12 protein-coding genes are annotated in these 14,230 nt (G+C 71.1%); 2 read left to right on the plus strand and 10 right to left on the minus strand.

Annotated elements, in window-relative coordinates; genetic code table 11:
• Window positions 1-112 precede the first annotated feature (112 nt).
• The gene (gene grpE, locus V7Q42_RS08315) at window positions 113-706 is read left to right on the plus strand and encodes a nucleotide exchange factor GrpE (RefSeq protein WP_333823503.1); all 594 of its coding nucleotides are present in this window, start codon (window positions 113-115) and stop codon (window positions 704-706) included.
• A 64-nt stretch (window positions 707-770) separates the two neighbouring features.
• Here the strand turns inward: grpE and V7Q42_RS08320 are convergent, their stop codons facing one another.
• The 9 genes from V7Q42_RS08320 to V7Q42_RS08360 form a co-directional block, all read right to left on the minus strand.
• A complete protein-coding gene (locus V7Q42_RS08320) occupies window positions 771-2,006 on the minus strand; it encodes a phosphopentomutase (RefSeq protein WP_333823505.1) in 1,236 nt (411 codons plus the stop codon).
• Window positions 2,007-2,027: 21 nt separating this feature from the next.
• Window positions 2,028-3,338: a thymidine phosphorylase gene (gene deoA, locus V7Q42_RS08325; protein ID WP_333823506.1), complete on the minus strand. Its 1,311-nt coding sequence runs from the start codon at window positions 3,336-3,338 to the stop codon at window positions 2,028-2,030.
• 10 nt (window positions 3,339-3,348) lie between these two features.
• Window positions 3,349-4,116: a deoxyribose-phosphate aldolase gene (gene deoC, locus V7Q42_RS08330; protein ID WP_333823507.1), complete on the minus strand. Its 768-nt coding sequence runs from the start codon at window positions 4,114-4,116 to the stop codon at window positions 3,349-3,351.
• Window positions 4,113-4,937: a purine-nucleoside phosphorylase gene (locus V7Q42_RS08335; protein ID WP_333823509.1), complete on the minus strand. Its 825-nt coding sequence runs from the start codon at window positions 4,935-4,937 to the stop codon at window positions 4,113-4,115. The genes deoC and V7Q42_RS08335 overlap by 4 nt, the downstream gene beginning before the upstream one ends.
• A 19-nt stretch (window positions 4,938-4,956) precedes the next feature.
• Window positions 4,957-5,373, minus strand: coding sequence for a cytidine deaminase (locus V7Q42_RS08340; RefSeq protein ID WP_333823511.1), 417 nt, complete (start codon window positions 5,371-5,373; stop codon window positions 4,957-4,959).
• A 10-nt stretch (window positions 5,374-5,383) separates the two neighbouring features.
• Window positions 5,384-6,364 (minus strand): ABC transporter permease, encoded by a 981-nt coding sequence (locus V7Q42_RS08345; protein ID WP_333823512.1) that lies wholly within the window; start codon window positions 6,362-6,364, stop codon window positions 5,384-5,386.
• Complete coding sequence (locus tag V7Q42_RS08350) at window positions 6,361-7,473, minus strand: ABC transporter permease (protein WP_333823514.1); 1,113 nt, start codon at window positions 7,471-7,473, stop codon at window positions 6,361-6,363. The genes V7Q42_RS08345 and V7Q42_RS08350 overlap by 4 nt, the downstream gene beginning before the upstream one ends.
• Window positions 7,470-9,056: an ABC transporter ATP-binding protein gene (locus V7Q42_RS08355; protein WP_333823515.1), complete on the minus strand. Its 1,587-nt coding sequence runs from the start codon at window positions 9,054-9,056 to the stop codon at window positions 7,470-7,472. The genes V7Q42_RS08350 and V7Q42_RS08355 overlap by 4 nt, the downstream gene beginning before the upstream one ends.
• A 129-nt stretch (window positions 9,057-9,185) precedes the next feature.
• Window positions 9,186-10,181, minus strand: coding sequence for a BMP family lipoprotein (locus V7Q42_RS08360; protein ID WP_333823516.1), 996 nt, complete (start codon window positions 10,179-10,181; stop codon window positions 9,186-9,188).
• 284 nt (window positions 10,182-10,465) lie between these two features.
• On the opposite strand from V7Q42_RS08360, the gene V7Q42_RS08365 reads away from it, so the two are divergent.
• Entirely contained in the window at window positions 10,466-11,485 is a 1,020-nt protein-coding gene (locus tag V7Q42_RS08365) for a glucokinase (RefSeq protein WP_333823517.1), read from the plus strand.
• 16 nt (window positions 11,486-11,501) lie between these two features.
• Here the strand turns inward: V7Q42_RS08365 and hrpB are convergent, their stop codons facing one another.
• Window positions 11,502-13,979 (minus strand): ATP-dependent helicase HrpB, encoded by a 2,478-nt coding sequence (gene hrpB, locus V7Q42_RS08370; protein WP_333823519.1) that lies wholly within the window; start codon window positions 13,977-13,979, stop codon window positions 11,502-11,504.
• Between the last annotated feature and the right edge of the window lie 251 nt (window positions 13,980-14,230).

Raw genomic sequence — 14,230 nt, forward strand, 5'->3', positions numbered from 1 at the left:
GAAATGCGCGCGCCGAACCCTCAAATCCGCGGTGCGACGGTTCGAGGCCGACCCACGGGTGGTTCGCCTCGCCGCCGATGAGCCGCAGAGAAGTCGTTTGCCGAGGACGTCCATGACCGACGAGACCGCGATCACCCCCGAGACCGAGGCCGTAGTCGAACCCGCGGCGGACGCGCCCGATCCGATCGAGACGCTCCGGGCCGAAGCCGCCGATCTCAAGGATCGCCTGCTGCGCACCCTGGCCGAGATGGAGAATCTGCGCCGCCGCACCGAGAAGGAAGTGAAGGACGCCCGCGACTACGCCGTCTCCGGCTTCGCCCGCGATCTCCTTTCGGTGGCCGACAACTTCGATCGGGCGCTGGCCGCGGTGCCGGCCGAGCTGCGCGAGAGCGGCGTCGCCGGCGCCTCGGCCCTCATCGAGGGTGTCGATCTGACCGGCCGCGAACTCCTCAAGACCATGGAGAAGCACGGCGTGCGCAAGCTCTCGCCGCAGGGCGAGCGCTTCGACCCCAATCTCCATCAGGCGATGTTCGAGATCCCCAACCCGGAGGTGCCCGCCGGCACCGTGTTGCAGGTGCTCCAGGACGGCTTCGCCATCGGCGGCCGTGTCCTGCGCCCCGCCCTGGTCGGCGTCTCCAAGGGCGGCCCCAAGGTCGCCGCCGAGGCCCCCGCCGAACCGGGCGCCAGCGTCGACAAGACGGTGTGACGCTCGGTCGAGCGAGATTCATGGAGGCCGCCCACGGGCGGCCTTCGTCGTTTCCGGGGAAGCTTCAGGCGCGGCCGTCGGCGTCCGCGAGCACGTTCCTCCCGTGCGGCCCCGGCTCGAGTCCGAGATGGCCGGCGAAACTCGCGCCGACATCGGCGAAGCCGAGCCGGCCGAGATCGCGCGCCACGATGCCCGGCCCGAAGGCCAGCACCGGCACGTGTTCACGGGTGTGATCGGTGCCGCGCCAGGCCGGATCGCAGCCGTGGTCGGCGGTGGCGGCGACGAGGTCCCCGGGCCGGAGCCGGGCCTCGATTTCAGGAAGCCGCGCGTCGAAGGCCTCGAGCGCCGCGGCATAGCCGGCGACGTCGCGGCGGTGGCCGTATTCCATGTCGAAATCGACGAGATTGGTGAGGATCAGGGCCCCGTCGGGTGCGCTGTCGAGCGCGGCGAGGGTGGCGTCGACGAGCGCCATGTTGCCGGCCGCCTTGACCTTCCGCGTCACGCCCATGCCGGCGAAGATGTCGGAGATCTTGCCGATCGCCACCACCTCGCGGCCCGCGGCCTTCGCCCGGTCGAGCAGCGTCGGCGCCGGCGGCGGCACGGCGTAGTCGCGCCGGTTGGCGGTGCGCTTGAAGTCGGCCGGCGACGAGCCGACGAAGGGGCGGGCGATCACCCGGCCGATGCCGAGCGGATCGACGAGGCGGCGGGCGATCTCGCAGGTCGCGAGCAGCCGGTCGAGCCCGAACGTCTCCTCGTGCGCCGCGATCTGGAAGACCGAATCGGCCGAGGTGTAACAGATCGGCTTTCCCGTCCGCATGTGCTCGATGCCGAGACGGGCGATGATCTCGGTGCCCGAGGCGTGTTCGTCGCCGAGGATGCCGGGAAGCTTCGCCTCGCGCACCAGATCCGCGACGAGATCGGGCGGGAAACACGGGTGGGTATTCGGGAAGTAACCCCAGTCGAAGGTGACCGGCACCCCCATCAGCTCCCAGTGACCCGACGGTGTGTCCTTGCCGCGCGAGGTCTCCACCGCGAAACCGTGCGCCCCGGTGATGGTCGGCGGCGCGACCATCGGCAGGGATTTCCCCGTCGAGGCCCGATGCGCCGCCAGGAGCCCGAGACGCGCGAGGTGCGGCAGCAGGAGCGGCCCGGTGCGCAGCCCCGCCCGGTCGCCCCGCCCGGCGGCGCAGGCCTCGGCGATGTGGCCGAAGGTGTCCGATCCGACATCGCCGAAGCGATCGGCGTCGGCGGAGGCGCCGATGCCGAAGGAATCGAGGACGAGCAGGATGGCGCGCGCCATGGATGTCCTTTCGCGGTCGCCTCAGGCGACGATACGGGCCGCGACGAGCGGATGGACCTCGGGCACGGTCGCGCCCGTCCGATAGGCGGCACGGACGCGTGCCACCGCCCGCTCCGCCGCCGCTTCGTCGGCGGCATGGACGACGGCGAGTGGCGCGTCGCCGTCGACCTTCGCGCCGAGCCCGGCGAGATCGGTGAAGCCGACCGCGTGATCGATGGCGTCGCTCGCCCGTACCCGCCCGCCGCCGAGTTCGACCACCGCCAGACCGATCGAACGGGTGTCGATCGCCGTCACGACGCCGCCGGCCTCGGCGAAGATCGGCCGGACGATCGGCGCCTTCACCAGATATGTGGGGGCCTTCTCGACGAAGTCCACCGGTCCGCCGAGCGCCGCGACCATGCGGCCGAAGACCTCCGCCGCCCGCCCATCGTCGAGGCCGGCGACGAGCCGCGCCCGCGCCTCGTCGAGCGAGGCGGCGAGCCCGCCGAGGATCAGCATCTCGGCGCCGAGCTCCACGGTGATCGCCTCGACCCGCGGATCGCGCCGCCGGCGCGTCAGGAAATCGACCGCATGGGCGACCTCGACCGCGTTGCCGGCGGCCGGCGCCAGCGGCTCGTTCATGTCGGTGACGAGTGCCCGGGTCGGTAACCCCGCCCCGTTCGCCACCGAGGCGAGGCTCTCCGCCAGCGCCTTGGCCTCGGCGAGCGTGCCCATGAAGGCGCCGGTGCCCCATTTGACGTCGAGGACGAGCCCGTCGAGCCCGGCGGCGAGCTTCTTCGACAGAATCGAGGCGGTGATCAGGTCGAGGCTCTCGACCGTGCCGGTGACGTCGCGGATGGCGTAGAAGCGCTTGTCGGCCGGGGCGAGGTCCGGCGTCTGGCCGATGACGGCGCAGCCGACCTCGCGGACCACCCGGCGGAAGAGATCGACGTCCGGCTGGGTGCGGTAGCCGGGGATGGCGTCGAACTTGTCGAGCGTCCCGCCGGTGTGGCCGAGGCCGCGTCCCGAGATCATCGGCACGTAGCCACCGCAGGCCGCTACCATCGGCGCCAGCATCAGTGAGATGTCGTCGCCGACACCGCCGGAGGAGTGCTTGTCGAGCGCCGGGCCCGGGAGGTCCCAGGCCAGCACCGTTCCCGAATCGCGCATCGCCCGGGTCAGCGCCACCCGCTCCGAAAGCTCCATGCGGCGGAAGAACACCGCCATGGCGAAGGCCGCGATCTGGCCCTCGGTCACCGACCCGTCGGTGAGCCCCTTCACCAGGAAGGCGATCTCCTCGTCCGAGACACGCCCTCCGTCGCGCTTCTTGCGGATGATCTCCTGCGGCAGCATGGGAAAGCCCTCAGTAGCCGGTCGACGTGGCGGCGGAGCCGCCGCCGAGCGCGGCGAGCACGTCGCCGAGGAGGCCGGACGCGCCGAAGCGGAAGGTTCCGGGCGAAATCCAGCCCGGCCCCATGATGCGGTCGGCGAGATCGAGATAGACGGCGGCCTCGGCCACCGTGCGGATGCCGCCGGCCGCTTTGAACCCGGCCGGACGTCCCGAGGCATGGATCGCCTCGATGAGGATCTCGGCGGCTCGCGGCGTCGCATTGACCGCGACCTTGCCGGTCGAGGTCTTGACGAAGTCGGCGCCGGCCGCGAGCGCCAGATCGGCGGCGGCGCGGATCTTTTCGGGGTCGCCGATCTCGCCGGTCTCGAGGATCACCTTGAGCGCCGCGCGGCCCTCGCAGATCCGCTTCACCCGGACGATCTGGCTCTCCGCGAAACCCGGGCGCCCGACGAGGAAGGTGCGATAGGGCATGACCAGATCGATCTCGTCGGCCCCGTCGGCGATCGCCTGCGCCGTCTCCGTCTCCGCCGCGCCCGTGTCCTCGCCGCCGGCGGGGAAGTTCACCACCGTGGCGATCTTCACACCCGTGCCGGCGAGTGCCTCCTTGGCCACGGCGACGAAGCGCGGCCACAGGCACACCGCCGCGACCGATCCGTGCGGCGTCACCGCGCGGGCGCAGAGGTCGCGGGCGCCGTCTTCGGTGGCGGCGTCGCCGAGGTCGGTGAGGTCGATCAGCGGCAGGGCGCGGGCGGCGACCGCCTTCGCATCGAACGTCGTCATGAGGTCTCGCTCCGGTCGGGCGGCAGGGCGGCGATGAAGGCGGCGACGAGCGCGCGGAAGCGCTCGGCCCCCTTGGCGGCCTCCCGTTTGGTCTCGTCGTGGCTCAGCGCCGCGCCGGTCATGCCGGCGCCGAGGTTGGTGATCATCGAAATCGCGGCGACGGCGAGCCCGGCGTGGCGGGCGAGGATCACCTCCGGCACCGTCGACATGCCGACGGCGTCGGCGCCGAGCGCCCGCGCCATGCGGATCTCCGCCGGCGTCTCGAAGGACGGTCCGGAGAACCACATGTAGACGCCCTCCGCGAGATCGACGCCGGCCGAGCCCGCCGCGCCGCGGGCGATGGCGAGGAGGGCGGGGGCGTAGGCGTCGACCATCGACACGAAGCGGCTGTCGTCCTGAACGCCGATCAGCGGATTGGTCCCGGACCAGGCAATGTGATCGGTGATCAGCATCGGCCGCCCCGGTCCGACCTCGGGCCGCAGGCTCCCGGCCGCGTTGGTCAGGAGGATCCGCTCGACCCCGAGCGCCGCCAGTGTGGCGATCGGCACCGCCATCTCGCGCGGATTGCCGTGCTCGTAGTAGTGCGCCCGCCCCGAGAGCACCGCCACCTCGTGACCGGCGAAGCCGCCGATCACCAGTTCGCCGGCGTGGCCGGAGACGCCGGAGCGCGGGAAGCCGGGCAGATCGAGATAGGAGAGCCGCGCCGCCCCCTCGACCTCGTCGGCGAGCGAGCCGAGCCCGGAGCCGAGGACGATCGCCGTCTTCGGTCGGCATCCCGGCGCCCAGTCGCGGACGAGACCGGCGAGTTGGAAGGCGTCCATCGTCGGATCCTCTCGCCTCTCAGAGATGGCCGGGGCCGAAGGACAGCGGCAGCAGCTCCGCCGCCGTCAGGCTCGTCACCGCGCCGCCGTCGTCGCGCAGATGCACCGTCGTCGCGTCGACGGCGAATTCGCGGATCTTCTGCCGGCAGCCGCCGCAGGGCGGACAGAGGACGGGCTCGCCCTCCGCCGGCCCACCGACGATGGCGACCGCCAGGATCTCGCGCCCACCGGCGGCGACCATCGCGGCGATGGCGCCCGCCTCGGCGCACAGGCCTTCGGGCAATGCCGCGTTCTCGACGTTGCAGCCGACGTGGATGCGGCCCTCGCGGTCGAGGACCGCGGCGCCGACGAAGAAGCCGGAATAGGGTGCGTGGGCTCTCACCCGCACGTCGGCGGCGGCTTCGAACAGGCGGTCGAGCGGCAGGTTGGTGGACATGGGCCCCTCCTCAGCGATCCTTGGTGTAGGGGATGCCCGAGGCCTTCGGCGGGATCGAACGGCCGATGAAGCCGGCGAGCAGCACCACCGTCAGCGCATAGGGCAGCGCCTGGAACACCTGTACCGGTACGGTGCCGACGCCCGGCAGCGGCGTTCCCTGCAGGCGGATGGCGACGGCGTCGAGCATGCCGAAGAGCAGGCAGGCGCCGAGCGCGTTGAGCGGCTTCCACTTGGCGAAGACCAGGGCGGCGAGCGCGATGAAGCCCTTGCCGGCGGTCATGTCGCGCACGAAGCCGGCCGACTGGGCGACGGCGAGATAGGTGCCGGCGAAGCCGGTCAGGACGCCGCAGACGATCACCGCCCGATAGCGCAGGGCGGCGACCGAGACGCCCGCGGTGTCGACCGCATGCGGATTGTCGCCGACGGCGCGCAGCCTGAGCCCGAACCGGGTGCGCCACAGCACCCACCAGGTGATCGGCACGGCGAGGAAGGCGCACCACGTCAGCACGTTGTGCCCGGAGATCGCATCGCCCCAGATACGGCCGAGCGCCGAATTCGGATCGAGCCCGAGCGTGCCGAGATCGAGGCCGAGGAAGCGTTCCGGGTTGGCGAGCTGCGGCGTGCGTCCGCCCTGGCCGTACCACACCTGCCCGAGCAGCACCGTCAGCCCCGCCGCCAGGAAGTTGATGGCGACGCCGGAGACGATCTGGTTGCCGCGCTGGGTGATGGCGGCGAAGCCGTGGACGAGGGCCAGCGCCACCGAGACGACGATCCCGGCGAGAAGCCCCGCCCAGGGCGAATGGAAGGCCGCGGCGCCGGCGCCGGAGGCGAAGGCGGCGGCGAGCATCTTGCCCTCGAGGCCGATGTCGACGACGCCGGAGCGTTCCGACCACAGTCCGGCGAGGCAGGCGAAGAGCAGCGGCACCGACAGGCGGATACCGGAGCCGGCGACCGGGGCGAGGAGATCGACGATCGAGGCGAGGTCGCTCATGCCCGCCCTCCCGCGGTCTCGGCGCGGGCGAAGAGGCGCCCCAATGCCGGTCTGAACATGTGTTCGAGCGCCCCGGCGAAGAGGATCACCAGCGCCTGGATGACGACGATCATGTCGCGGCTGATCGACGGCTTCTCGAAGGCGAGTTCGGCGCCGCCCTGGTAGAGGATGCCGAAGAGGAGCGCCGAGAGCACCACGCCGAAGGGGTGCGACCGGCCCATCAGCGCCACCGCGATGCCGACGAAGCCGGCGCCGGCGACGAATTCGAGCAGCAGCCGGTGCTGCACCCCCATCACCTCGTTGACCGCCATCAGGCCCGAGAGCCCGCCGGAGATCAGCATCGCGGCGATGACGATGTTGCCGGGATCGATGCCGGCATAGACGGCGGCGGTCGGGTTCTGTCCGACGGTGCGAAGCTCGAACCCGAAGCGGGTGCGCCAGATCAGCAGCCAGACGAAGACGGCGGAAAGCAGTGCGACGAACACCATCGGGTTGACCGGCGACTGGCCGAGATCGATGCCGAGGGGCGTGAGGAAATCGCGCAGGAACGGCAGCCGCGTCGCCTCCTCGAAGGTCTTGGTCTCCGGGCTCATCGATCCCGGCTGACCCAGCACCTCGACCAGCAGCCACACCATCAGGGTGGCGGCGAGGTAGTTGAACATGATCGTGGTGATGACGATGTGGCTGCCGCGCCGCGCTTGCAGCCACGCCGGAACGAAGGCCCAGGCCGCACCGAACAGCGCCGAGGCGGCGAGCGCGAAGGGCAGCACCAGCCACCACGGCGCCCCGTCGAAGGTCAGGCAGAGCAGCGCCACGCCGAGCCCGCCGAGCGTCGCCTGCCCCTCCGAGCCGATGTTGAACAGTCCGGCATGGAAGGCGACCGCCACCGACAGTCCGGTGAAGACGAATCCGGTGGTGTAGTAGAGGGTGAAGCCGACCCCCTCCGGATAGCCGAGCGCCCCGTGCAGCATGATCGCCACGGCCTGGAGCGGGTTCTCGCCGATGGCGAGCACGACGAGACCGGCGACCAGGAAAGCGACCGCGAGGTTGAGGAACGGCACCACCACGTAGTCGACGAGGGGCGGAAGGTCGCGATGCGGCGCGCTCATGCTGTCGCTCCCTTCGCCGCCGTTCCCGAGAGGCCGGCCATCATCATGCCGATCTCGGCCTCGGAGGTCTCCGGCCGGCACTCGCCGGTGATCCGCCCCTGGCACATGCACAGGATACGGTCGGAGAGCGAGCGGATCTCGTCGAGTTCGGCCGAGACCAAGAGGATCGCTCGTCCGGCATCGCGCATCTCGATCAGCCGGCGGTGGATCGCCTCGATGGCGCCGATGTCGACGCCGCGGGTCGGCTGGCCGACGATCAACACCTTCGGTTCGCGGTCGATCTCGCGGGCGAGGATGATCTTCTGCTGATTGCCGCCGGAGAACAGAGCGGTCCGCTGCGCCGGTTCCGGCGGGCGGACGTCGAATTCGACGAACTCGGCTTCCGCCGTGGTGCGCAGCGCGCTCGTGTCGAGGAGCAGCCCCTTGGCCCAGCGCGGATCGTCCTGATAGCCGAGCATCAGGTTCTCTTCCGCGGAGAAGGACAGCACCAGCCCCATGCGGTGCCGGTCCTCGGGGATGTGCGCCAGACCGAGATCGCGGATCTCGCTCGGATCGAGCCGGGTGATCTCGATCTCGCCGAGACGGATGGCGCCGGAGGCGGCGTGGCGGATCCCGGCGATCGCCTCGAGCAGTTCCGATTGGCCGTTGCCGGCCACCCCGGCGATGCCGACGATCTCGCCGGCGCGAACCTCGAGCGAGACGTCGTCGACCTGGATCACGCCGCGTTTGTCGCGAAGCGTGAGATGCTCGACCGCCAGCTCGACCGCGCCGGGCACCGACGGTCCCTTCTCCACCTCGAGCAACACCCGCCGGCCGACCATCGCTTGCGCCAGCGACTCGACCGAAGTGTCGGCGGTCGGCCAGGTGGCGACGATCTCGCCCTTGCGCATGACCGACACCTCGTCGGTCACCGCCATGATCTCCTTGAGCTTGTGGGTGATGACGACGACGGTCTTCCCCTCGCCCTGCAGGCGGCGGAGGATGCGGAAGAGGTGCTCCACCTCGGCCGGTGTCAGCACCGCCGTCGGCTCGTCGAGGATCAGGATCTCGGCGCCGCGGTAGAGCGTCTTGAGGATCTCCACCCGCTGCTGCTCGCCCACCGAGAGATCGGCGACGGTGGCGTCCGGATCGACCTCGAGTTCGTAGTCGCTCGCCAGCCGCGCCAACACCGCGCGGGCGCGCTTCTCCGCCGGGCCGAGCGTCGCCGAGCCCTCGGCGCCGAGCAGCACGTTCTCGAGCACCGTCATCGTGTCGACCAGCATGAACTGCTGATGGACCATACCGATCCCGGCGGCGATCGCCTGCGCCGAGGAGCGGATCGCGGTCCTGCGCCCGTTCACCCGGATCTCGCCGCGGTCGGCCTGATAGAAGCCGTAGAGGATCGACATCAGCGTCGATTTGCCGGCCCCGTTCTCACCGACCAGCCCGTGGATCGAACCGGCCCGGATGGTCAGATGGATGTTCCGATTGGCGTGATTGGCGCCGAAGCGCTTGTCGATGCCGACGAACTCGATCGCCGGCGGACGCTCGGCCGCGGGCGGGATCGAAGTCGGGACGGACTGCGGTCGGACGGAACCCTGCATGGGACGGCGGCCATCGGTTCGCAGCACCCGTGGTGCCCGGAGCGCGGGGGAGGGCGGTCCTCGTCCTCCCCGAACGGAGACCGCGGTCGGGCGGCGAGCCGAACCGCGGCGATCGATGCGATCACCCGATCAATAGGGGCAGGTCTTGTCGGCCATGTAGTCGTGGACGACCACCGAGCCGCCGATGATCGCCTTCTCGGCCTTGTCGACCGCAGCCTTCATGTCGGCGCTGATCAGCCCCTTGTTGTGGTCGTCGAGCGCCCAGCCGACGCCGCCCTCCTTGAGGCCGAGCACCTTCACGCCCGCGGTCCACTTGTCGTCCTTGGCGTCCTTGAAGACGTCGTAGATGGCGACGTCGACGCGCTTGGTCATCGAAGTCAGGACCTTGCCCGGATGCAGGTGGTTCTGGTTCGAATCGACGCCGATGCCGAGCTTGCCGGCGTCCGCGGCCGCCTGCAGCACGCCGAGGCCGGTGCCGCCGGCGGCGTGGTAGATCACGTCGGCGCCGCGATCGATCTGCGACTTGGTGAGTTCACCGCCCTTGACCGGGTCGTTCCACGCCGCACCGGTGGTGCCGGTCATGTTCTGGAAGACCTCCGCCTTGGCATCGACCGCCTTGACGCCGCCGACGTAGCCACAGGCGAACTTGCGGATCAGCGGGATGTCCATGCCGCCGACGAAGCCGACCTTGTGGCTCTTCGACGCCATCGCCGCCAGCACGCCGACGAGGTAGGAGCCTTCCTGCTCCTTGAAGACGATCGAGCGGACGTTCGGCAGGTCGACGACCATGTCGACGATGGCGAACTTGAGGTTCGGGAACTCCTTGGCGACCTTCTCCACCGACGAGGCCTGGGTGAAGCCGATGGCGACGATCGGCGAATTGCCGCGGCGGGCGAAGTTGCGCAGCGCCTGCTCGCGCTGGGCGTCGTTCTGGATCTCGAAGTCGCGATAGTCGATGCCGGCGTCCTTCTTGAACTTCTCGGCGCCGGCATAGGCCGCCTCGTTGAACGACTTGTCGAACTTGCCGCCGAGGTCGTAGAGGATCGCCGGCTGGATGTCGGCGGCCATGACCGGCGCCGCGATCACCGCGGCCAGCGCCGCGAGCCCGAATGTCGTCTTGCGCATCGAAGAACCCTCTCGTCGGAAACCGAAAATTCTCGCGCGCAGCCTCCCGCCGCCACGACGGTCGCACGCTCCGGGAGGCGAGATTGGCACGTCGGCTCGCCGCGCGCATCTGGTTTTTCGCATCACGCGGAGCTCTCTACCGGAAGAAAATTTCCGCTCTCGGCTGAGCCGGGAAAGAATCTCGCGGCCCTCTCCGAGCCCTTGCCGCCACGGCATCGCCAAGCTCGAGCAAACACGTTATGCCTCGTCGACGCCCGGCCGGATCGTTTCGAGAGTCGTCTGAGATGCCCGCTTCGCCCGCCTCCTTCGCCTTCGACTTCCCGGTTCTGATCGCCGACATCGGCGGCACCAACGCCCGTTTCGCTCTGGTCGAGGAGGCCGGCGCGCCCTACCGCGACCTCGGCCAGACCCCGACCGACGCCTTTCCCGATCCGATCGCCGCCATCCGCGACATGGTGCTGGCCGGACTGGAGCGCGCGCCGCGCACCGCCATCTTCGCCATCGCCGCGCCGATCGAGGGCGACCGCGTCCCCTTCACCAACTGCCCGTGGGTGTTCGAGCCGAAGCACCTCGTCGCCGAACTCGGCTTCACCGATGTGATCGTCGTCAACGACTTCGAGGCCCAGGGTCTGTCGCTGCCGAGCCTCGGCGAGGCCGACGTGGTCCGCATCGGCGGCGGCCACGAACATCCCGCCGCCACCAAACTGGTGATCGGCCCCGGCACCGGCCTCGGCGTCGGCGTGCTCGTCCATTCGCGCGGCACATGGATCCCGGTTCCGGGGGAGGGCGGTCACGTCACCTTCCCGGCGCGCGGCGCCCGCGAGACGGCGATCCTCGGCCTGTTGGCACAGGACCTCGGGCGGGTCAGCGCCGAACAGGTCCTCCACGGCGCCGGCCTCGTCCGCCTGCATCGGGCGATCCGCATGCTCGACGGCAGCCCGGTCGTGGCGATCGATCCGGCCGGCGTGACAGCGGCGGCGCTCGCCGGCGAACCGACGGCGGTCGAGGTGATGGAGATCTGGGCCGAGGTCCTCGGCCGGGTGGCCGGCGACATGGCGCTCGTCTGCCTGCCGCACGGCGGCGTCCACATCGCCGGCGGCATCCCGCCGCGCGTCCTGCCCTTCCTCGCCGACGGCCGCTTCCGCGCCGCCTTCGAGGACAAGGATCCCCACCAGGGCACCATGGCCGGGCTGTCGACGCGGGTGATCGTCCACCCCGTCCCCGCCTTCCTCGGCCTCGCCGCCTTCGCCGGCCGGCCCGACCTCTACGCCGTCGAACTCGACGGACGGCGCTGGCGGGCGTGAGCGCGGAAGCGCGGTTTCACGTCCCGCGCGGCTTCGCTCGTGTCGTCGGCGCGGCGGCCGCCGGATCGTCGGGCCAGACGTGGCGCGGATAGCGCCCCTTCATCTCCACCTTCACCTCGCGCCACGTGCCGCGCCAGAATCCCGGCAGATCGCGCGTCACCTGGATCGGCCGATGCGCCGGCGACAGCAGCTCGACGGTCAGCGGCACCCGGCCCTCGCAGATCGCCGGCTGGCGGTCGAGGCCGAAGAGCTCCTGCACCCGGATGGCGATCGCCGGGCCGTTCTCGGCCTCGTAGTCGATCGGAACGTTCGAGCCGGTCGGCGCGGTGAAATGGGTCGGCGCCTCGGCATCGAGGATCCGCTTCGCCTCCCAGTCGAGGAGACCGAAGATACCGTCGGCGACGTCGCTCTCGCGGATGTCGGCCGGCGACGTCCGCCCCACGACCTGCGGCGCCAGCCACGTTTGGAGCCCGTCGAGAAGCGCTTCGTCGGAGAGGTCGGGAAGGCCGGCGAAGCCGGCGCGGCGGACCCAGCCGACGCGGTGGCGCAGCCGTTCCGCCGCCTTGCTCCACGGCAGCGAGGCGAGGCCCTTGGCCCTCACCGCCCCCATCAGGGCGCGGGCGACGAGGTCGGCGTCCGGCCGCTCGATCGGCTTTTCGGCGAGCACCACCCGCCCGAAACGGCGGATCCGTCGCGCCTTCACCCGTCCCGCCGCCTCGTCGAAGCCGACCTCGTCGGTCTCGGCCACGTGGGCCGCGAAATCGGACTCGATGTCGGCGGCAGTCAGTGCCGCGGCGAGCAGGATGCGCGCCTCGCGCGCCGCCCCCTGCATCTCGGCGATGGCGAGGAAGGGCTCGCGGGCCAGCGCCTCGTGCGGTTCCAGCTTCCCACCACGTCCACCGGCGGTGCGGAAGGCGCCCGGCGCGCCGCGCGCCTGGGCGACCCGGTCGGGATAGGCGAGCGCCAGGATGCGGCCGCAGTCGGCGAGACCGTTCTCGAAGTCGTCCGCCGTCGCGCGTCCGGTGAGCGAGGCCCAGCGTGCCGCCATGCGCCGCGCTTCCTCCGCCCGTGTGCCCCGATCCGAGCGGAAACGCCTCACCCGTTCCTCGAGGTCGACACTCGTCCCGCCGAGCCCGCGCTCCGAGACGATCGCCGCGATCTCCGCCGCGAGCTTGCCGCCGCCACCGACCGCGGCCCGGTGCACCATGTGGGCGAGGCGCGGATGGAGCGGCAGGCGGCGCAGCGCCCGTCCCTCCTCGGTCAACCGGCCTTCGCGGTCGAGCGCGTCGAGGTCCTTCAGGAGCGCCACCGCCTCGTCCCACGCCGGTTTCGGCGGCGGGTCGAGGAAGGCGAGGGTGGCGGGGTCGCTCACCCCCCATTCGGCGAGATCGAGCGCCACCGAGGCGAGGTCCGCCTCGAGGATCTCCGGCCGGTCGAAGGCCGCCAGCGCCGCTGTCTGCGGCTCGGCCCACAGCCGCCAACACACCCCCGGCTCGGTACGGCCGGCGCGACCGCGGCGCTGATCGGCCGAGGCCCGCGACACTCGTACCGTCTCGAGCCGCGTCAGCCCGGTATCGGGCTCGTAGCGCGGCACCCGGGCGAGACCGGCGTCGACGACGATGCGCACCCCTTCGATGGTCAGCGAGGTCTCGGCGATCGACGTGGTGAGCACCACCTTGCGCCGCCCCGCCTCGGCCGGGCGGATGGCGCGGTCCTGCTCGGCCGGCGTCAGCGCCCCGTAGAGCGGCGCGACGTCGACGCTCGCGCCGACCCACCCGTCGAGCCCCTCGGCGACGCGGCGGATCTCCGCCTGCCCCGGCAGGAACACCAGGACCGAGCCGGGATCGGTGTCGAGGGCGCGCAACACGGCGGTGGTCACCTCGGCCTCCAGCCGCACCTCGGGTCGGCGCGGCGCGTGGCGGGTCTCGACCGGAAAGGCGCGGCCCTCCGAGGTGACCAGCGCCGCCTCGCCGAGCAGGTCCTTCACCCGCGCCCCGTCGAGCGTCGCCGACATGACGAGGATGCGCAGATCCGGTCGCAGCGCCCCCTGGGCGTCGAGGGCGAGCGCCAGACCGAGGTCGCCGTCGAGGTTCCTCTCGTGGAACTCGTCGAAGATCACCGCGGCGACGCCGGTCAGTTCGGGGTCGTCGAGGATCATCCGGGTGAAGACGCCCTCGGTGACCACCTCGATGCGCGTCGCCTTCGTCACCCGGCTGTCCATGCGGACGCGGTGACCGACGGTGGCGCCGACCTCTTCTCGAAGCGTCTTCGCCATGCGCGCGGCAGACGCGCGGGCGGCGAGCCGTCGCGGCTCCAGCATGACGATGCGCCCGTCGCCGCGCCACGGCGCCGAAAGAAGCGCGAGCGGCACCCGCGTCGTCTTGCCCGCGCCGGGCGGGGCGACGAGCACCGCGTTCGGGCGTGCCTCGAGTGCGGCGAGAAGATCGGGCAGGGCCGCTTCGATCGGCAGGTCGGAGGGCGGAACGAGGATCATGGCGGCGTTGGTAGCCTGCGCCGCCGTCGCCCGCCAGAGGCAGCCGAGACGGTGCTCGGAAAAAGAAGCCCGGGAAGTGGCGAAGCCACTTCCCGGGCTAGAGAATACCGGTAAAAGGTGCACTGAAATGAAGAGACCCTCGCGGATCTCGCCGGGACTGCACCACGGCCCGGAAAGATTAGCATCCCACGAACTGCTTAGAGGCCGTTTTGAAATTCGCGCCCGGCGATTCCCGTCGGCGTCCGAATGTG

The sequence above is a fragment of the Pinisolibacter sp. genome, from assembly GCF_036782435.1.
Lineage (GTDB): Bacteria > Pseudomonadota > Alphaproteobacteria > Rhizobiales > Ancalomicrobiaceae > CALBKH01.